The 19,371-nt window shown below is 65.9% G+C and carries 15 protein-coding genes; 6 read left to right on the top strand and 9 right to left on the bottom strand.

Features of this window, described 5'->3' with window-relative positions:
* Positions 1-2: 2 nt before the first annotated feature.
* A complete protein-coding gene (locus AC5LXK_RS23825) occupies positions 3-1,949 on the bottom strand; it encodes a Xaa-Pro dipeptidyl-peptidase (RefSeq protein ID WP_493393930.1) in 1,947 nt (648 codons plus the stop codon).
* 301 nt (positions 1,950-2,250) lie between these two features.
* Here AC5LXK_RS23825 and AC5LXK_RS23820 point away from each other — a divergent pair, with 301 nt between their 5' ends.
* Positions 2,251-2,649, top strand: coding sequence for a hypothetical protein (locus tag AC5LXK_RS23820; protein ID WP_493393929.1), 399 nt, complete (start codon positions 2,251-2,253; stop codon positions 2,647-2,649).
* A 581-nt stretch (positions 2,650-3,230) separates the two neighbouring features.
* On the opposite strand, the gene AC5LXK_RS23815 is transcribed toward AC5LXK_RS23820, so the two are convergent.
* Positions 3,231-3,557 (bottom strand): hypothetical protein, encoded by a 327-nt coding sequence (locus tag AC5LXK_RS23815; protein ID WP_493393928.1) that lies wholly within the window; start codon positions 3,555-3,557, stop codon positions 3,231-3,233.
* A 444-nt stretch (positions 3,558-4,001) separates the two neighbouring features.
* On the opposite strand from AC5LXK_RS23815, the gene AC5LXK_RS23810 reads away from it, so the two are divergent.
* Positions 4,002-5,939, top strand: a complete 1,938-nt coding sequence (locus AC5LXK_RS23810; RefSeq protein WP_493393927.1) for a S53 family peptidase — start codon at positions 4,002-4,004, stop codon at positions 5,937-5,939.
* A 248-nt stretch (positions 5,940-6,187) separates the two neighbouring features.
* On the opposite strand, the gene AC5LXK_RS23805 is transcribed toward AC5LXK_RS23810, so the two are convergent.
* Positions 6,188-7,276, bottom strand: a complete 1,089-nt coding sequence (locus AC5LXK_RS23805; RefSeq protein ID WP_493393926.1) for a hypothetical protein — start codon at positions 7,274-7,276, stop codon at positions 6,188-6,190.
* A gap of 297 nt (positions 7,277-7,573) precedes the next feature.
* Between AC5LXK_RS23805 and AC5LXK_RS23800 the strand changes: the two genes are divergently transcribed.
* From AC5LXK_RS23800 to pal, 4 genes are all read left to right on the top strand, one after another.
* On the top strand, positions 7,574-8,152 hold the full coding sequence (locus AC5LXK_RS23800; protein WP_493393925.1) for a hypothetical protein: 579 nt from the start codon (positions 7,574-7,576) through the stop codon (positions 8,150-8,152).
* Positions 8,153-8,370: 218 nt separating this feature from the next.
* Complete coding sequence (locus tag AC5LXK_RS23795; protein ID WP_493393924.1) at positions 8,371-9,582, top strand: porin; 1,212 nt, start codon at positions 8,371-8,373, stop codon at positions 9,580-9,582.
* Positions 9,583-9,744: 162 nt separating this feature from the next.
* Positions 9,745-10,374 (top strand): ubiquinol-cytochrome c reductase iron-sulfur subunit, encoded by a 630-nt coding sequence (gene petA, locus AC5LXK_RS23790; protein ID WP_493393923.1) that lies wholly within the window; start codon positions 9,745-9,747, stop codon positions 10,372-10,374.
* 301 nt (positions 10,375-10,675) lie between these two features.
* The gene (gene pal / locus AC5LXK_RS23785) at positions 10,676-11,167 is read left to right on the top strand and encodes a peptidoglycan-associated lipoprotein Pal (protein ID WP_493393922.1); all 492 of its coding nucleotides are present in this window, start codon (positions 10,676-10,678) and stop codon (positions 11,165-11,167) included.
* Positions 11,168-11,251: 84 nt separating this feature from the next.
* Here pal and AC5LXK_RS23780 read toward each other — a convergent pair whose 3' ends face one another.
* The 6 genes from AC5LXK_RS23780 to AC5LXK_RS23755 form a co-directional block, all read right to left on the bottom strand.
* Complete coding sequence (locus AC5LXK_RS23780) at positions 11,252-11,587, bottom strand: hypothetical protein (RefSeq protein ID WP_493393921.1); 336 nt, start codon at positions 11,585-11,587, stop codon at positions 11,252-11,254.
* Complete coding sequence (locus tag AC5LXK_RS23775) at positions 11,584-12,855, bottom strand: APC family permease (RefSeq protein WP_493393920.1); 1,272 nt, start codon at positions 12,853-12,855, stop codon at positions 11,584-11,586. The genes AC5LXK_RS23780 and AC5LXK_RS23775 overlap by 4 nt, the downstream gene beginning before the upstream one ends.
* A gap of 367 nt (positions 12,856-13,222) precedes the next feature.
* Positions 13,223-13,846 carry a hypothetical protein gene (locus AC5LXK_RS23770; protein ID WP_493393919.1) on the bottom strand — a complete coding sequence of 208 codons (624 nt, stop codon included), beginning with the start codon at positions 13,844-13,846 and terminating at the stop codon, positions 13,223-13,225.
* Between the two features lie 312 nt (positions 13,847-14,158).
* Positions 14,159-15,418, bottom strand: a complete 1,260-nt coding sequence (locus tag AC5LXK_RS23765) for a c-type cytochrome (RefSeq protein ID WP_493393918.1) — start codon at positions 15,416-15,418, stop codon at positions 14,159-14,161.
* The gene (locus AC5LXK_RS23760) at positions 15,415-16,119 is read right to left on the bottom strand and encodes a (2Fe-2S)-binding protein (RefSeq protein ID WP_493393917.1); all 705 of its coding nucleotides are present in this window, start codon (positions 16,117-16,119) and stop codon (positions 15,415-15,417) included. The genes AC5LXK_RS23765 and AC5LXK_RS23760 overlap by 4 nt, the downstream gene beginning before the upstream one ends.
* Positions 16,116-18,995, bottom strand: coding sequence for a xanthine dehydrogenase family protein molybdopterin-binding subunit (locus AC5LXK_RS23755; protein WP_493393916.1), 2,880 nt, complete (start codon positions 18,993-18,995; stop codon positions 16,116-16,118). Before AC5LXK_RS23755 ends, AC5LXK_RS23760 begins: the two co-directional genes overlap by 4 nt.
* Positions 18,996-19,371 lie beyond the last annotated feature (376 nt).

Here is a 19,371-nt window from a genome sequence, read left to right as displayed (position 1 = left end):
TGCTACTTCGCCACCATGACCGCCGCCACGCGTGCCTTCGGCACAACCGGCATGGCAAGCACCGTGTGCGACAGATCGAGCGTCACCAGTGACGTGCCCTGGTAACCCTCGAGCTTCAACTTGACCTTGCTGCCCGGCAGTACCGTGAAATCGCGCGGCATCATCTCCAGCGAGAAATCGTAGTCCGTGTTCGGCGCGATCGTTTGTGCGACGTCCAGCCCCCTGTAGAAGCGCGGATTCGCCCAACCGTAGGTCACGTCGTGCCCGTCGACCGACAGGGTGGCCTTGATGTTGGTGACGGCCGGCGCAAACCGGCCACGCATCGCAACCCGGATCGCACCGGCGTAGCGGGTCGCGTTCGCGAGCGATTTCGTCTCGTAAGTCACGGCCGTTGCATTGCCCAGATCGACCGACGCAACCTGGGGGCCGTCCGCCGTGTTCGGCGTCAGCAATCCTCCCGCCCGCCCGTCGCCGCGGAGGTAGTAGGACGTGTCGACCGTCTTCGGCCATGCATCCTCCTTGACGAACAGCTCGCCCGTCGGGATGCAGTCGCGCGGATTGTGGCCCGAATGGCAGTGGCCGATCAGCGTGTCGTCGGTGTCGTTCGGATCGGGGGGCAGCGTTGCGCCAACCGGGATGTCACCCGTCGGCGTCTCCCGCACGTACGTCGGCTGCGTCTCGACGCCATTGTTGACACCGAACAGGTAGCGCGAGTACCACATCACGATCTGCTTCTGCCATTCCTTTTGCCAGGCGGGATCGTCGTGGTTTCGGCTGTGCAGCCAGAGCTGCACCGGCTTCTTCGCGCGATACAACGCGTCGTACAACTGCGTCGCGTTCTTCGTCTTGACGTTGTTGTCGGCCTGCCCCTGCGCAATCAGCGTCGCTGCCTGGATCCGGTCGACCAGCGACACCGTGTTGCGCGCCTTCCAGAAATCGTTGTACGCATAGGTCGCGTTGTCGGATGCCGTAACGGCTGCGACGCGCGCGGGTTCGCAGATCGACGCACGAGCGGACGCCTGCTGGGATTTCATGTAGCTGCCGAGCGATACCGTGTTGTCGATATCCGCGATCACGCCGTTGTAGCGGAAATAGTCGTACCCGCTGCTGATGCCCTCCACCGGCACGATCGCCTCGAGCCCCGGCACGCCGGTCGCCGCGACCATCGTGGGCAGCGTGCCGCCGTAGGAAATCCCCTCCATCGCGACGTGCCCGGTCGACCAGGATGCCGCAACCTGTTTGCCCTGGGCGTCGAAACCCGGTGCGACCGGATCGCCCGTCAGCCAGCGCACGACGCTCGCCATTGCGTCGCGTTCGGTACGGTCCATCACCGACCAACAGCCGTCCGACTGGTTGGTGCCGATCGAATCGGCGTAGACGATCGTGTAACCCATCCGCAGGTACTCCGCCTCGCCGAGGAACGGCGCGCGCGCCTGCGTCGCGTAGGTCGGATCCGCGTAGTACACCGACGGCCGCACGATGACCGGAGTCTTGAGCCCCTCGGCCACTTCGGCGGGCTGCACGATGCGCAGCGCGATCCGGTCGGGCTTGCCGTCCCCGTCGGTGTCGAACGGCGTCTGCACCATCACGTTCAGCTTCAGCGGCGGCCGCATCGACAGCCACGGCAGGATCATGCCGTTCTCGACGGTCGGGCCGTCGTGTCCCGGATACAGCCCGGCGAGCTTCGGATAGGACAACCCGGTCGGCGAGCGCTCGTATTGCGCGCCGACTTCGGGTACCGGCGTGGGCGGCGTAAAGGGCGCAGGCGCGGGGGCCGTCGTCACGGTGCCGGGCTGGCCTGACGCGCTCCCGTCGTTCGATGCGCGCGGCGAAGGTGAATCATCCCCGCCGCATCCGGCCAGCTGAATTGCAATCGGTACGAGCAGACTCAGCAGCCGGACATTGTTCGTGAAAGATGGACGATCCCCCGCCCGTTGTGTTTTTTTCATGTTCTCCGACACCCTGTTTATTAAGTAAAACTAAACTATTGAGTCGAATTCTTTGTAACACAATGAAATATTACAGCCCGTATGAAATGACATCCACATTACAGATGTCAAGGAAATTTTTAAAAGATTGAAACTTTCCACGTCGATATGCCGCCGCGGAGATGACGTCGATGGCTGCGCGCGGGAGGTTTGCCTGGGCGATGACGGCGGGATGTCGTGTGCCGGCATGCCTGGGCCATTCCGCTGTCGCGAGCCATGCCCGACATGGAAAGCGCGGCGGCGGCGTCCGACGAAATTCGCCATGGCAAAGGTCTTCCGCAACCGCACGCAGAGGCCATCGGCCCTTGGTCGCGCAGCACCGTGCAAACCGGAGCTGGTCCGTTTCGCCGTCGCGGTTGCCTTCGGTAGCGAGCGTGATGTGGGAACAGCGCTTTTGCCACGAGCAGCGGCTACGCGTTTTCGTTCTCGATTCGATTCAATCCGCCACTTCGACTCAGAATCAGAAACGATTCGGCCGGAATTCATGAAATGCCTGTGCACGCGCACAAAACGCGTTGACGGCTACGTGCGGTATTTTTGCCATCGTCGCATTCTTCGAGCATTGAATGATTGCCAATTTCTGCAGTACATTTTTAAATCTCTGAATATCAATTTTTTAAATAACCAATTCGTTATTTTTTATCTATCCGAAAAACATTGATATCGAATCACACCATTATCCTTCTGCGAATCTGCATGCCTCAACACGAAACCCGACCGCCAACACGATTGCCCATCGTCGTGCACCAGCGCTGCGTGTCCTGTGCCGGTGGCGGATGCGTAAATCCGGTTCGCGGATTGACCACGTCAAGCGGATTCGCGCCGCGCTCCACGCTCCATCCTGCCCCGCGCCGTTCCCGGTTGAAATTGCACGTTTTCCTGATGAAATCCGATCACGGGATTTCGTTGTGCAACACGTGCCTCGGACATCCGCATGCAGCGCGCCAATCGTTCGCCTGCGGAATCAGCCTGCATGGTAGCCACGCGTCGCCTGGCTACGCCACCATCCGTCGCCGAAGGAAATCGCGACAACGATGCGGCCGCACCCTCGCAATTGCTCCGCGTCAACCGGCGTAGCCATCCGCGAATTCACATCCGAACAGGCAACGAGGCCACCGCTCCCGCCTTGCGTCACCGCACACGGTCGGCGCACCTCCCATACGTTTACCTTGCGGTCTCGATCAGCGCTGGCCCCTTGCGCCAGCACCCGGGCCAACCTCGATCTAACCATTTTAGATTTCATCAAAAAATGTTTGACGCTCCGTTTTCTTCCTTGCTATCTTTTCCCGCAAGAAATACCGACGGGAGCTTGATCTGCGTCAATAAATCAAACTCCCGACAAATGACTTCCATTTCAATTACGTTATTGCGAGGACGATATCCGTTCGCAAAACCGAGATTACTTCCACCAGGGAAAAACTCTCGATCCACCTCGCCCAGCTCCGCTTCCGGCTGGACGATTTCGTCACGGTACGTCGGCGGCCTTGAGCAAGGAAACGTCGTCAGCATCACGATCTGCTTGATGGCATGGCAGGTTTGATCCGCCGCGCCCCGCTTGCCGAGCCACACCGTTCACACCGCGCGCCGTTGCGGCGTCGGTCGCGTGCAGCATTGCAATAGCCCGTAACCGCAGCAGCCCGAGCCGTCAAATGGCACCGTAATGCCTCCTTTTCCACGCCTAATAAATTGGATTCCTAATCAATAGATAACGAATCGAAGTGGCTGCACCAGCAAACCGCGGAATGTACCCAAAGCATTCGTCGGACCGCCGCACGCAGGAGCGCGGCACGGCCCGACATAACAGAAGGCCGTGCGCCGAATCGATGCCCGTGATACGCGAGCCCGATACCCGACCGGCCTCCAATCCTGATGGTGGTAGGGGGAGAAATACTTATGTCGCCTTGAATCCTGCTGTTCGTTCTGGCTTGCGTCAGGTTGCATCGGCCGCCCTTCGCTACCCGCGATCCGGGCCGCGCGCTGCACCCGTTCTTCGTCGAAATCTCGGAGCTCACAATGCAGAGAACCCAATACGTCAATCGCACATTCCTGCAACGCTTTGCGCTGACGGCAATTGCAGTTGGAGTAGCAGCCACGATGGTCCCGCTGTCCGCCCAGGCGGCCACCAACTGGGTCCAAACCCGCACCAGCGCGTTCCTCCTGTCGAGTGCACCGGCCACGGCTGCGTCGCAGGCACCGGCCGCATCAGCCGCGGCCCCCAGCTACTCGCTGAACAGCGTCGGCACGCCGACGCTCACCGATACGCACGTGACGCCGCTCGAATTGAGCCAGCCGCTGCACGTCACCGTGGTCCTGAAGAACCGCAACACCGATCAGCTGGATACCTTCCTCCACGACGTCAACCAGCCGGGTAGCGCGAGTTACCACAAGTACCTCACGCCGGCCCAGTTCAAGGCGCGCTTCTCGCCGACCGACGCGCAGGTCGCGGCCGTGGTCGCTCACCTGAAGGCGAACGGCTTCAGCAACATCACGGTCTCGGAGAACAATTCGCTGATCGCCGCCGACGGTAATGCCGGCAGCGTGCAACGCGGCTTCCAGGCGAGCGTCAAACGCTTCAACTATCGCGGCAAGCCGGTGTACGCGAACGATTCGGCGGCACTGATCCCGGCCTCGCTTGGCCCGATCGTCGATTCGGTGCTCGGCCTGCAGAATGCCGCCGTGCCGCACCGCCTGCTCCACCGCTTCGCGCCGGCCGCCGTCGTCGAGCCGAACGCGATCTCGAAGAATGCGGCGGCCGCGTCGCAGCAAGTCGGCCACCAGCCGACCGATTTCGCGGCGATCTACGACGCGAGCGGCCTGCCCGCCGCGACGAACACCACGGTGGGCATCATCACCTGGGGCGACATGACCCAGACCATTGCCGACCTGAACACCTTTACGCAGAATGCGGGCCTGCCGACCGTCAACACCGCGGTGGTCGCGGGCGGGTCCGGCACGCTGGCCGACGACGGCGATCCGGGCGAATGGGATCTCGACAGCCAGGACATCATCGGCACCTCGGGCGGCGTCAAGCAGCTGATCTTCTATTCGGCCGTCAACGGCGACAGCAATGACAGCGGGCTCACCGACGCGACGCTGACCGCCGCCTACAACAAAGCGGTGACCGACAACCAGGCGACCGTCATCAACGTCTCGCTCGGCCTCGACGAAACTGCCGCCAATTCGGACGGTTCGCTCGCCGCCGACGACGCGGTGTTCAAGCAGGCGGTCGCGCAAGGACAGGTCTTCTCCGTCTCGGCGGGCGACGCAGGCGTCTACCAGTGGTCGACGTCGCCGCAAGGTGCGCCGGGCTATATCGGCACGTACAACGGCACCTCGGTCAAGACGACGATCAACCTGTCCAAGTACAGCGTGTCGTCTCCCGCGAGTTCGCCGTATGTCGTCGCAGTCGGCGGCACGACGCTCTCGACCACCGGCACGACGTCGTGGGCCGGCGAAACCGTATGGAACGAAGGCGTCGCCTATGCTGACCTCGACAGCAACGGCAACCCGGTCGACAACGCCGTGCGGATCTGGGCAACGGGCGGCGGCGTGAGCGCGTTCGAGACCGCGCCGAGCTGGCAGACCGCGGCGCTCGGCAGCACGGTCACGAAGCGCGTGCTGCCCGACGTCGCATTCGACGCCGCGCAGTCGACGGGCGCGTACATCGTCATCAACGGGCAGACGAACCAGCTCGTCGGCGGCACGAGCCTCGCATCGCCGATCTTCGTCGGTGGCTGGGCGCGCGTCGAATCGGCCAACAACAACAGTCTCGGCCTGCCGACTTCGGCGTTCTATCAGGGCCTGCCGACCAATACGTCGCTGCGCCACGACGTGACGTCGGGCAACAACGGCTACAGCAGCCACGGCTATACCGCGAAGGCGGGTTGGGACGACGACACCGGCTTCGGCAGTCTGGATTTTGCCAAGGTCAGTGCAAGTTCCGTCAAGTAGCGTCTCGCAGCACGATACGGCGCGGCCAGTCTGCCGCGCCGTATCGCGCCTTCCAGCCGCACTCAACCGCACTCAACCGCATCGACACCACGCGTGTCCACTCGCGGGCGCCAAGGCTTGCGGCGAATCATCGTGCCGGTCAATGCGCCACTGCACCTTCCAGCGGCGGCAATCCCGCCGCCCCCGGCCTGATTTCGCTCGCGCCTTCGCCGCGACTCCAGTCATTTCCACGGACCGCCAGCCACCGGTCACCCATCCGCGCCGCCCCATCGTTCGCACGTGCGGTGCGGCCCCTGCGGGCAAACGTCGATCGTCTGCGCGTCGTCCGTCAGCACGTAGCTGTCGGGCGCGGTGTACCGATAAATGAGCGGCAGTTGCAGCGCGACCCACGCGCCCGTACGCCTGCGCCACAGAAACAGCGGGCTGCGCAGTCCGAAATCGCCGACCAAGATCCGGTCGCCGTCCGGTGAAATCGACGCAACTTTCGGATCATTCCAGAAGCTGTCCGGCAACGGGAGCGTGGCCAGGACGGGAGCGGACGGCGCGGCCCCGTTCGCGACGACGACCCAGCGGCCATCGCGGCGGACGACAGCCGGACATCGCGCGGCGTCGGCGCCCATCGTGAGCACCGCGGTCGCCGGCTCGTCGTCCAGGCATTGCAGCCCGGGCCGGGCGACCTGTTCGCCGCCGCCGTCGGCCAGCCGCTCGAGCCGGATGTGTTCGACGGGCGTATCGCACGGATGCACGCCGCTGATCCACCGCTGGCCGAGCCAGCCCGTGTGCTCGACGAAGCAGGTGGCGCCGTCGCCGGACGGCCCGTCGGGCGACGGCACGCGCTCCATCCCGCGTCCTGCCGCGTCGGCGAACAGCAGCCCGGTGGCCGTATAGTGGTGGCGTGGAATGTTCTTCCCGCCGCCCGTCGTGGCCTGCCAGTGATACGTGCGCGCAATGACGCTGCGGACATGCTGCGTGCGCTCGGCCATCCGGTTGACGGTCGAGGTATTGAAAAGAAGCGGGACCATCACGAATATCGCGCCGTTCAGGACCAGCACGAACCACGCGATCAGCTGACGGTCCTGGTTGACGATCCCGGGGAAATACAGCTGGTTGTGACGGGCCGGACGCACGATCCACATCCAGCCGAGCAGCGCGTAAAGGCCGATCACACCGGCTTGCACGCCGATGACGTAAGGATTGCCTGCCTGCGTGTCGATCGTCCCCGTGCCGTCGACGTGGCCGAGCGTCACCAGCGTGACCGTCATCGTCACGAAGGTGAACGCGAACAGCAGGGCCGCGCGTTTCCCGAGGGAAAAGTGACGAGGCGTGATCAGTCGCATGAAGGGAACCGGCCGGTATAGGTTGCGCGCAGGATGCCGAACCACCGGGATTCTAGCGATTGGCGCCCGCAGCGTCACGCGGGTCACGGCGTTGCACGGGCCATGCGATTCGTTTGTAGAATCGGCCTGTTCGTCGTTGCCGACCCGATACCCGGCATGAGTCCCGGCCGCCACCGCGCTGGAGATCGGGCAGGCAATCGAAGCGGTCGAACCCGAGAACATGCCGCGGCATTACGCGGCGCTTCCGTCCGTCACGCAGCACAACATCGGCGCCAGGCGACCACCCGGACTTTCGCAATGCACTACCACCCAGACGACATCCGCCGGCTGTTCCGGAGCATTCCGACGCTGCAGTTGAACCGCCCGGCCCCGGCCGAACGGTTTCTCGCCGCGGCCGTCGATACCGGCAACGAACTCGAACAGGTGCTGCGCGACTACCCGCAGGTCCGCTACCAGCCGCTCGACTTCCACTACCTGTGCCAGCAAAGCCTGTCGGTGCTCGACGACGCACTGCTGACCGACCTGACACACGAAGTCGACTTCGGATGGTACGGCGCGCAGTGGGCCGCGCTGCTGATCGCGTTGTCGGGCGACGCCCGCTTCCTGCTGCACCTCGACCACGTCAGGCACCATCGCGGCGTTAAATGGACGGCCGATCTGGCAGAAGCCGCGTCCGGTCCCGACGCGCGATCGTCGACGTTCCGTTGCTGCCAGTCGATCGTGCAATTGCGACAACAGCTGGCCGCGTTGCCGCACGTCGTCGTGCGGTTGAGACCTTCGCTGTCGCCGGAAGCGCTCGACGCCAGGGCGAACGCCGTACGTGCCGCCTATCGAAGCGGCGGCGCCGACGCCGCATTGCCGATCCTCCGCCGCTAGAGGTTCGACCGGCCATCGCACAAACGCCGCCTGAACCGCCACGCACGGCGCACCGCACGCCCCCTTCCCGACCGTATTCCCGCAGTCGACGCCCCGCGATTCCGCTCGATTTCGCAGAGGACCTTTCCTGTGCGACGCCTTAATCGACCACCGCACCCTCTCCAATAATGACGGCTCGATCCGCCGGCCGCACGGCCGGCCAAACAACAAAAACTCCTATGCACTCCTACCAGAAAAACCAGCATGCCGGCGCACGCGTCGCGGGGACCGTCATTACCGCATGCCTGACCGGCTTTGCACCGTGCATCGCACACGCGCAGAGCAGCGTGACGCTGTACGGCCTGCTCGACACGTCCATCACCTACTCGACCAACCAGCGCTCGCACGGCGTCGGCTCGCCCGGCGGCAGCGCCGTCGCGCTGACGAGCGGTGCGCTGAACGCGTCGCGCTGGGGGCTACGCGGCCGCGAGGATCTCGGTGGCGGGATGGCCGCGGTCTTCGCGCTCGAGAACGGCTTCTCGGGCGCCACCGGCAAGCTGTCGCAGAAAGGCGTCGACATGTTCGGCCGCCAGGCGTGGGTCGGCGTCAGCTCGGCGACGGCGGGCTCGCTCACCTTCGGCCGCCAGTACGACCTGATCCTCGATTTCGTGACGCCGCTCGGCGCGTCCGGCCCCGGCTGGGGCGGCAACCTCGCGGTGCATCCATACGACAACGACGATTCGAACCGCAACCTGCGCATCAACAACGCGGTGAAATACACGAGCCCGACGGTTCGCGGGCTGCGATTCGGCGCGATGTTCGGCTTCTCGAACGCGGCCGGCCAGTTCAGCAACAACGCGGCGTGGAGCGCGGGTGTTTCGTACGAGAACGGGCCGGTCAAGCTCGGCGCCGGCTACCTGAAGATCAGCCGCGACCGCCATGCACCGAACCCGGACGGCGCGCTGAGCACGGTCGACGGCTCGGCGACGATCACGGGCGGCAACCAGCAGATCTGGTCCGCGGCCGGCCGCTATGCGTTCGGGCTGAATTCGGTCGGCGCAGCATGGTCGCACTCGACGACCGACGGCGTGACGGGCGTGCTCCAGGGCGGCAACATCGCACCGCTGAAGGGCGAATCGCTGGTGTTCGACAACTTCACGGTCGACGGGCGCTACTTCGTCACCCGCGCGTTGAGCGTCGCCGCCGCCTATACGTACACGATGGCCCGCTTCGATTCGCGCACGGGCCAGACGCGCCCGAAATGGAACCAGGTCGTCGCACAGGCCGACTACGCGCTGTCGAAGCGCACGGACGCGTATCTCGAAGGTACCTACCAGAGCGTGAGCGGCGGCAACGGCAACCCCGCGTTCAACGCGACGATCTGGACGATGACGCCGTCGACCAACAGCAACCAGGTCGTCGTCGCGCTGGGGCTGCGGCACAAATTCTGACGACGCGGCGGTTTTAAGCCTCGCTTAATCGCCGCTGCCTACGCTGGAAAGGCCGCGCCTGTGCGCGGCCTTTCCGCTGTGGCGCACAACGTTGTCGCCCGTCCGCGCAACGCCGTCTCGCATGCCGCGCCGCAACGCCACCCGACGCTGGCGGAGGCCGTCATGAACGCCCAACCTCAACCGCTTGTTGAAGCCATCGACGTGCATCGGCGCACGTTGCTCATTGCGACGACCGTGACCGGCGGAATCGGTTGCGTCGCCACCGCGATTCCGTTCGTGGATTCGCTGTCGCCGCCGGCCAGCGCGCTGGCCGCCGGTGCGCCGGTGACGGTCGACATCGGCCGGCTCGACCCCGGCGGCATGATGACGGTCGGATGGCGCGGCAAGCCGGTCTTCATCGTCAACCGGACGGCAGCAATGCTCGATGCCGTCACGAAGGCCACGCCGATGGTGGCCGATCCCGACACGCTGCACCCGTTCTCGATGCCGTTGCCCGACTATTGCCGCAATCCGTTCCGCGCGCGGGCCGGGCGCCGCAACCTGCTGGTGGTCGTCGGCGTGTGCACGCACCTGGGCTGCACGCCGATTCCGCGCTTCCAGCCAGGCGCGCAACCCAACCTGCCGGACGACTGGCCCGGCGGTTTCCTGTGCCCGTGCCACGGCTCGACCTACGATCTCGCGGGCCGCGTGTTCCGTGACAAACCGGCGCCGCAGAACCTCGACGTGCCGCGCTACCTGTTCACGTCGTCGACCGAGCTCGTGATCGGGCACGACGAACACGGCGACGCGTGACGCGCCGGCCGGCAGCCCCGGCATCGCACGACCGGCGGGAGCAGGAATGTCTCCCCGGCTGTCGCGTCTGCGCAAAAAATGCGGAGAAACTGGTCACGTTGTGACATTTTTCCTAATCTATTTGCAGCGACGCCGTGATTCGGCGTTCCGGCCGCAACACTCTTTCATCTGGCGCACCGCCGGCTTACGAACCTGCATCGGGTCAACGGAGCCGAACCTTTCGCGCCATGGCGGCCGGATACGTGACGTTGCAGATGGCACGCACCACGCTTTCAACGCAGTCAACCGCTGGAGACGAACGATGAGCAAAATGAACCGATTTGCGGTGCTGGCAACTTTCGTACTACTGGCCGGTTGCCACAACGCGGCAAAAACGCCCGAGAACGCCGGCACGCCGCCGACGCCCTCGAGCGAAACCGTCGCGACGGTAACGGCCGACGATCTCAACAATCCGAACAGCCCGCTCGCCAAGCGCAGCCTCTACTTCGATTTCGACCAGTACTCCGTGAAGCCCGAGTACCAGTCGCTGCTGCAGGCGCACGCCGACTACCTGCGCAGCCATCCGGCACGGCACGTGCTGATCCAGGGCAACACCGACGAGCGCGGCACGTCCGAATACAACCTCGCGCTCGGCGAGCGCCGTTCGCAGGCCGTGATGAGCGCACTCGAAACGCTCGGCGTGCCGGCAACGCAACTCGAGGCGGTCAGTCTCGGCAAGGAAAAGCCGGTCGCGCTCGGCCACGACGAGGATTCGTGGGCGCAGAACCGCCGCGCCGATCTCGTCTATCGTTGATCGGACGCCGCCGCGACGGCGGCGTCCGCATGACCGGCCATGTAGCAGGCCGCGGGCCGCCCGGCCCCGGCCGCGCCGGCGCGTTCAGCTCGTCTGGTTCATGCGCGCCATCATCGCCGCGGTTTCGTCGCGGCCGAGTGCGCTGCGCATCGCGAGCACAAACACGAACACGCTCCACAGCGACACCAGCAGGATGTCCCAGCCGAAGCCGACGACACCCAGCCCGCCACCGATTCCGCCCAACCACGACAGCATCCAGAGGCCGCCGAACCATGGCAGCAGCCACGCGATGTGCGCCCAGCCGAATTCGCGCGCGCTGCGGCGCCGGATCACGTGATGGTAGATCGCATAGACGACGAACCCGATCGCGACGAGCGAAAACAGGAAGTTGTTGGTACGAAACCCGGTCCAGTAGATCACGAGATCACTGCACACGAACGCGAGCGGTGCGAGCAGGGGCCCGCCCCCTTCATGCGGAACTGCCGCTCCATGTCCGGCAGGTTGCGGCGCAGGACCATCAGCGCGACGGGCCCGAGCCCGTAGGTCAGCACCGTGACCGACGTGATGTAGTTGACCATCTGCTGCCACGCGGGGAACGGCAACAGGAACACCACGCCGAACGCCCACATCACCGCAACCGACATCCACGGAATCCGGTTGCCGTTCAGGCGCGTCAGCGCGCGCGGGCCTGCCTCGAGCTCGCCGGCCGCATACAGGATGCGCGAGCCGCCCGTCATGTACATCAGCCCCGTTCCGCCCGGCGACACGTACGCGTCGATGTAGAGCAGCGTCGCCATCCAGCCGAGCCCGAGCGTCGCGGCCAGCCCCGCGAACGGCCCGGTTTCGCCGGTGAAGCTGAGATGGTTCCAGCCACGGGCGAGATCGGCGGGCGACAGCGCATAGATGAATGCCACCTGCAGCAGGATGTAGATCACCGCGGCCAGCAGCACCGCGCCGATCACCGCCAGCGGAATGTTGCGGCGCGGGTTCGCGCTTTCGCCGCCGAGGTCGATCGCCGTGCGAAAGCCGAGATAGCTGAACACGATCCCGGCCGCCGGCAACGCGGTGAACATGCCGGACAGGCTGTAGCTGTCGGGCGCGGCCTTCATCACGCCCCAGTGCGTGCTCGCGCCGAGCAGGCCGGCGATCGTCACGAGCGGCACGCCGATCTTCCACCACGTGATCGTCGAATTCACGTTGAGCAGCCAGCGCACGACCATCAGGTTCAGCAACGCCATCACGCCGAGCAGTGCGGCGCACGTGACGAACCCCGTCACGGTGAGCAGCCCCGCACTGCCCGGGCGGATGAACCACGGCAGATAGTTGTTCGCGTACGTGACGATCGCTTCGGCTTCGACGGCCGGCACCGGCACGTATGCGAGAAACAGCAGCCAGCACCAGATGCGTCCCAGTCCTTCTCCATGACTGGCGTGGCTCATGTGAACGAGTGCGCCGCTACGCGGAAACAGCGCGGCCAGCTCGGCGAAACACAGCGCGATCAACAGGATGATGATCGCGCCGAGCACCCAGCTGCCGATGCTCAGCGGCCCGGCGATGCGCGACGCGTGATACGCGCCGAACAGCCAGCCGGATCCGACCATGCTGGTCGTGCTGGCGAACAGCAGGCCGACGATGCCGGCATCGCGTCGCAGCTTGCCTTCCAGGTTGAGGCTCGAGGTCGTGCTCATGCCAGACTCCTTGCAAACGACCTCCCCCTGTGTGATTGATTTGCTTTTGACGGGTTCGGCGGCCGAAAGACGCGAGGCCCGCGTGGTGCGGGATCGTCCGGAAAGAGGCGGGATTCACGTCGGCGGCCGGCGGCGAGATGGGACGACCGCTCCAGAACGGACGGCGTCGCGCGGTAACGTGCATGGCGGGGCGTCGGTCGCCGCGTATCGCGATGGACGCGCGTCGATCCGCTGGAGATGTGTCATCTCGTGATAGAAATATAGACCTGCCCCGCACAGACTGCAAAAACCGTGGCGGCAACGCGCGGCGGCGAATCGCACGGGGCGGTTGCCGTGTCACGGTGCCCGCCCGTATCCCGCTCCCCGGTCAACGCGGCCGTTCGAGCCGCCGATGCAACCAGTAGGACATCACCGCCGACGTCACGATCGAATCGAGTATCGCCACACCGTCGATGCCGCCGATATCGTCCAGGCCGAGCAGGAAGGCCTTCAGCCACACAAATCCGGTCATCGCGCCCGTGCCGACGATCACGCCCAGCAAGACGAACCAGCGTCGCCGGATCCGCACGCCGACCGCGCTCATGATGCCGCCGGTAACGATCGCGGGCAGGAAATAGCCGAACACGAACGACGCGATGAAGATCATCAACACCATGCCGGCACAGAGTTTCAGCGTGTCCCATTGCGGGCCGTCGATGATGGACCATGCAACCAGCGCCACCGCCGGCCATACGATCGCAGCAACCAACGGGCCGCCGATCGCAAACGACAAGCAACCGAACAGGACGGGACGGGAGGTTCGCAACGGCGCGCGCGGCGGGCGCTCGGTGATGGCACTCATGGCTGTTGTTGTCGGAATCGGAATGGCGGCGTCCCGGAGTGTATCAAGTCGCCACGCCGAGCCGCCGATCCGGCCCCTTCGCCGGCGACGATACACAAAAAGCATGGAATAAACGGCCCGCCGAAACGTCTCTTCATCGCGCAGACGCACGGTTCACGCGAACCGGCCTGACCTGCGGCCTGCGCGCTGCAAGGAGAGTGCAATGAAATCGGCAAGGTTGGCCGCGGCGCTGGTCGCGGCGCTGATGTTCGTGCTGTCGGCGGGATGTACGTCGTCGGGCAGCGGCGGGTCGCAAGGACCGGGCATGAGCCGGTACGGCGGAGGCGGCTCCGGAGGGAGCGCAGGCAATGGCGGAGGGAGCGGCTACTGACGCATAGCCGCAAAAAAAAACGGGGCGACGCGTCGCGCGCAAGCGCCGGAAGCCGGCTGTCTCGCGCACGACGCCCCGCCCCGGGGCACGACTTAACGCATCGCCTTGACGTCGGCCGGCGTGACGCTCGCGGGCTGGCCGCCCCACGTCGCGCGCAGGTAGTTCGCGAGCTGGGCGAGTTCGTCGTCGCTCAGCGTGTGTGCGAAGCCCGGCATCCGCTGCAGGTTTTCGAGGCCCGCGAACTTCTGCTCGTCGATGCCGTCGAGCATCGCGACCAGCAGGTTGCGCGAGTCGCCCTGACGCACCGTGGAGTTGCCGTTCATCGGCACCGCCACGTGCGGCTTGCCTTCGCCGTTGAAGCCGTGACAGCCCGCGCAGACCGCGAGGTACACCGAGCGGCCGGCGGCCAGTTGCGCGGCGTCGGCCGACACCGGCTTCACCGGTTGCGGTGCGGGCGGCGTGTCGCCGAGCAGATAGACCGACAGCGCACGCAGGTCGTCCTTCGTCATGTATTGCGTGCTCAGGTGCACGACCGGATACATTTCGCCGAACGCCGAGCCTTGCGGCGCGATGCCGACGCCGAAGAACGTCTGCAGGTCGGCGCCCGTCCAGCCGCGCGCGGCGAGGCCCGCCGGCGTGATGTCGGGTGCGGCCACGCGGCCGAGCGCGGCGCCCGCGAACGGCTTCGCACTGTCGAGCTGGCCCGTGAACGCGCGCGGCGTGTGGCATTCCGCACAGTGGCCGAGCGCGCCCGCAAGGTAGCGGCCGCGCTGCCAGTCGGCGGATTGCCCGACCGACGCATCCGGCAGGCTGTCCTTCAGGAACACCATGTCCCAGAACACCATGCCGAAGCGCAGGTTGTACGGGAACTTCAGGTCGTGCGCGCGGTTTTCCTGCGCGACGGGCTTGACCGTCATCAGGTACGCGTACATCGCGTCGGCGTCGGCGCGCGTGAGCTGCCGGTACGACGTGTACGGCATCGACGGATACAGGCGCTTGCCCGGCGCCTTGCCGTCGTGCAGCGCGGCGTAGAACTCGTCCGCGCTCCAGTTGCCGATCCCGTGATCCTTGTCGGGCGTGATGTTCGAACCGTAGAACGTGCCGAACGGCGATTCGAGCGCCGCGCCACCGGCGAACGGCGCGCCGTCCTTCGCGGTGTGGCACGCCGCGCAGTCGGCCGCCTTGACGAGATAACGGCCGCGCGCGACCTGGTCGGCGCCGGGCGCACCGGAAGCCGCGTTCGAGGCCGGTGCGTCGTGGCCGCCGCACGCGGCGAGCAGCAGCGCGCAGGCCGCCGCGAGCGCGGGCAGGCCCGCAGCCCGCGCGACACGATGAGCGAGTGTGCGTTTCATGCGGCGTCCTTCACGAGTCCCGGCGTCGTCAGCACCACGTCCTTGACGGCTTCGTAGTAGCGGACATAGCCCGTGCAGCGGCAGATGTGCGCGTCGAGCGCTTCGGTGATCGTGCGTTCGACGTCGGCCTTTGCAACCGGCTCGCGCTTCAGGCGTTCGATCAGCACGGTCGCCGCGTTGACGAAGCCCGGCGTGCAGTAGCCGCACTGGAAACTGAAGTGCTCGAGAAACTTCTGCTGGATCGGCGACAGCTCGACCACTTCGCCGGCTTCGTTGCGCTTCGCGTGGCCTTCGATCGTGCGGATCGAACGGCCGTGGAAGAAGTGCGCGCCGGTGATGCAGGTGCGCATTTCCTCGCTCGTGCCGTCCGGCTTGTCGACGATCACGACGCATGCGTGGCAGATGCCCTGCCCGCAGCCGAGCCGCGAACCGGTGAGGCCTGCGTACTCGTGCAGGAACTCGATCATCATCAGCCCTTCCGGCACCTGCATCGGGCCGACGGACTTGCCGTTGATATTGACCGACAGCGGCTTCTGCTGGAACCGGACGAGCGGACGCTCGACGGCGGCCGGTGCCGATGCCGGCGCAGCCGGCGCGGCAGGAACGGACGCCGGTGCGGCCGAAGCCGCCGCCGGTGCGGAAGCGCCGGTCGCAGTCGCGCTGGCGCTCGCGGCCGAAGCCGCGGTTTGGGCGGTCGTCATGCGAGCACCTCCTGAATCTTTTGCGGGGTCACCGGCAGATCGGTGAAACGATGGCCGATCGCGTGCGCGATGCCGTTCACGATCGCGCCGACGACGGGGATCATCACCACTTCGGCGACACCCTTCGGCGGATCGGTTTCGGACAGCGGCGGCAGGATGTCGCCCGTCTGCGTCCACACGGCGACATCCGACGCGCGCGGCAGCTGGTAACGGTTGAAGTTCCACGTGCCGTTGCCGGGGCCGTCCTCGTAGAGCGGCAGGTATTCGTGCAGCGCGTGGCCGATACCCATCGCGAGGCCGCCCTGCAGCTGGCCCGACACGAGCTGCGGCGAAATCTGGTTGCCGCATTCCATGATCGAGTGGTGCGTGAGCAGCTCGACCTTGCCGGTCGCTTCGTGCACAGCCAGCTCGACGAGCGTGCCGACCGCCGTGTAGTACGTGACGGCCGCGTTGTTGCGGCTCGTCGGCGGAATGAACACGCGCTTGCGGTCCAGCACGCGGTAGCCGTTCGCGGTCGGCGGCAGCGTGCCGCGCATCGCGGTCGCGCCGGCCGGCGCGGCCGTGCCCGGCACCTGGCCGTTGTCGGCGCCCGTCTTCGGCGCGGCAACGCGCAGCGACAGCGCGTCAATCGGCAGGCGCTCGACCGTACCACCGACTTCGAACTCGGCTTCGGTCCACTGCCAGCGGTTGAACACGTGCACGGCGGCGCCGGTCGGCAGGCCAAGCGCATGCGCCTGCTTCGCGAGCTGTTCGAACGTCAGCGGCTCGAGGCCGTCGGCGGTCAGCTTGCCGTCGACCCAGCGCGCGTCCTCGATGCGGATCGTGTACGGCGCCGCCTGGCCGCCGCCGAGGCCGCGCGTCCAGATCGACATCGCGGCCGGCCACAGGCCGTAGCGGAACACCGCACGGGCGGCTTCGCGCGTGCTGTGCGTGAAGTAGTACGCCGAGTTCGTCGCGCTCGAAGGCGACGCATAGCCCGGCGACCAGCGCGGGTTCGCGCTCAGCCGATCCTGGTCGGCCTGCGACATCAGGTACGGATCGCCGCTCGTCTCGACCGGCAGGTCCGGCCATTCGGTCACGGCCACGAGCACGTCCGTCGCCGGACGGCCGAGCCATTTCGCGACCGCGACGGCCTGCGACGTCGACATCCCGGTGCCGATCTCGGCCGCCGTGTGCCGCAGCGACACCTTGCCGTTCTCGTCGAATTCGACCTTCGCGAACGACGTTTCCGCGCCCGTGCCGAAATCCTTCTGCACGCACGCGAAGCCGACGCCGTAGCGCTTGCCCGGGTGCGCGGCCTCGAATTCGGCCTTGCGCGCGACGCGGCGCGTCCACAGCGGATGCTGCTTCGCGCGTTCCAGCACTTCGTCGACGCGCAGCGCGCCGGCGGGAATCGCACCCTGCGTGTTCTTCATCCCCGAGCGCAGCGCGTTGCGCAGGCGGAAATCGATCGGGTCGAGGTTCAGTTGCGCGGCGATCTCGTCGACCGCCATCTCGGTCGCGGCCATGCTCTGCAGCGTGCCGTAGCCGCGTGCGGAGCCGGCGTCGATCGCGCGCGACGCGATCGCGACCGAAGCCAGGTCGCTCTTCGGGAAGTAGTAGATCGATTGCGCGGCCGTGGCGCCGACCATCGCGACCGACGGCGAGAAGTTGCAGCGGCCGCCGCCATTCGCCTCGAAGTCGCCCTTGAACGACTGCAGCAGGCCCGTGTTGCGGTCAACCGCGATCCGGTAATGCATCTTGAACGCGTGACGCTTCAGCGACGTCTGGAACTGCTCGTAGCGGTCGTTCGCGAAACGCACCGGGCGGCCGTCCGCGTACAGCGCGCAGACGAGGCCGTAGAACGGCACGTTGAAGTGATCTTTCGAGCCGTAGCCGACCGTGTAGCACGGATGCACGAACAGCTTCTTCACCGGGAAGCGGCATTTCGCGACCATCGCGGCCGCGTTCTCCGCCACTTCGAGCGGCGACTGGGTCGGCACGACGAGGTGCAGCGACTGCGTCGCGGCGTCGTACCAGCAGTTCGCGTTGTCGGGTTCGAGCGCGGACGTATCGACCGACTGCGTGTTGTATTCGCGGTCGAACACGAGCCAGTCGGCCGACGGATGGTCGAGCTCACCGGCGATCTGCCCGGCCAGGAACATGCCCTGCTCGTCGAGCTTGCCGTGCTCCTTGCCGTCCGGCCACACCGGCAGGTGCTTGCGCATCATGCTCGGGAAGATCGGCGCGTCCTTCAGGCTCGAATAGACGTCGTCGTCGTAGGCCGTCTTGCCGCCCACGCGCACGTAGCGGAAGGTGCCCCACGGATCGCGCTCGAGCGGGCCCGTGACCGCGCCGTAGCGGATCACGTCGTCGCGGAACTTGAGTGCGTTCTTCGCGAAGCGGAAGCGCGCGAAATCGTGATAGATCAGGATCGCGACCGCATGGCCGAGATACGCGGGCGTCTTGCCGGCCGGCAACAGCATGTCGTCGCCGTAGAACGTCGGGAACGCGACGCCGTCGCGCGCGAGATCGTCGGCCGTGACCACGCGGTCCGGTTTCAGGTCGTCGCCGAGCAGCGACAGGTCGAAGCCTTCGTACGTGCGGTCGGCCTGCGTGACGCGCAGGATCAACGCATGCGACTGCTGCTGCGGCCAGTGCGGCATGTCGGCCGCGCGCACGTCGCGGGCGAACACTTTCGAGCCCGTGACTTTCGCGATGCCGTCGATGCGGAATTGGGGGATGCCGGTGACGCTATCCCATTTGACGGGGGTGAGGAGTTTTTCTTCGAAGAGCGCCGCGAATGCGCGGCTGCCCAGGGGCGCGACATACACTGCGACGCCCGCCAGCACGCTGGCTTTCAGAAAACCCCGCCGTGACAGGCCGTGGTTTTTCATGTGGGGGAACCTCCTGATGCGGCTCGGACGGCGATCGGGTGTCGCGACGTTCGGAGCGGCGCGCATTCTGGCATTGTTTTAGATATATCGCCTATAGTATTTCTCGCATGAAATACTTATTGAATTTCTTATAACGGGATTCAGCCGGGCTGCGGCGGGCGTTCGCGAGGGCAAATTCGTCTGCGTTTACCCCGGGTTCACGCCGGCTTTGGCCATGTCGACGGCATGCGGCAAGCCTGCACGTCACGCATCACGGCCGGTCTCCGGTCGGCCATCGCGCATCGTTCCGTTCGCAACGATGCTGCCCCCGCGCCGTCGAATGTGCAAGCCCTTCGCTGGCGTGGTTTACGACTAGCGCGCGGTGCGCGCCGACCGG

It is taken from the genome of Burkholderia pulmonis (assembly GCF_984667975.1).
Note: the sequence above shows the minus strand (reverse complement) of the source record. Positions and strands in the feature narration are given on the sequence as shown.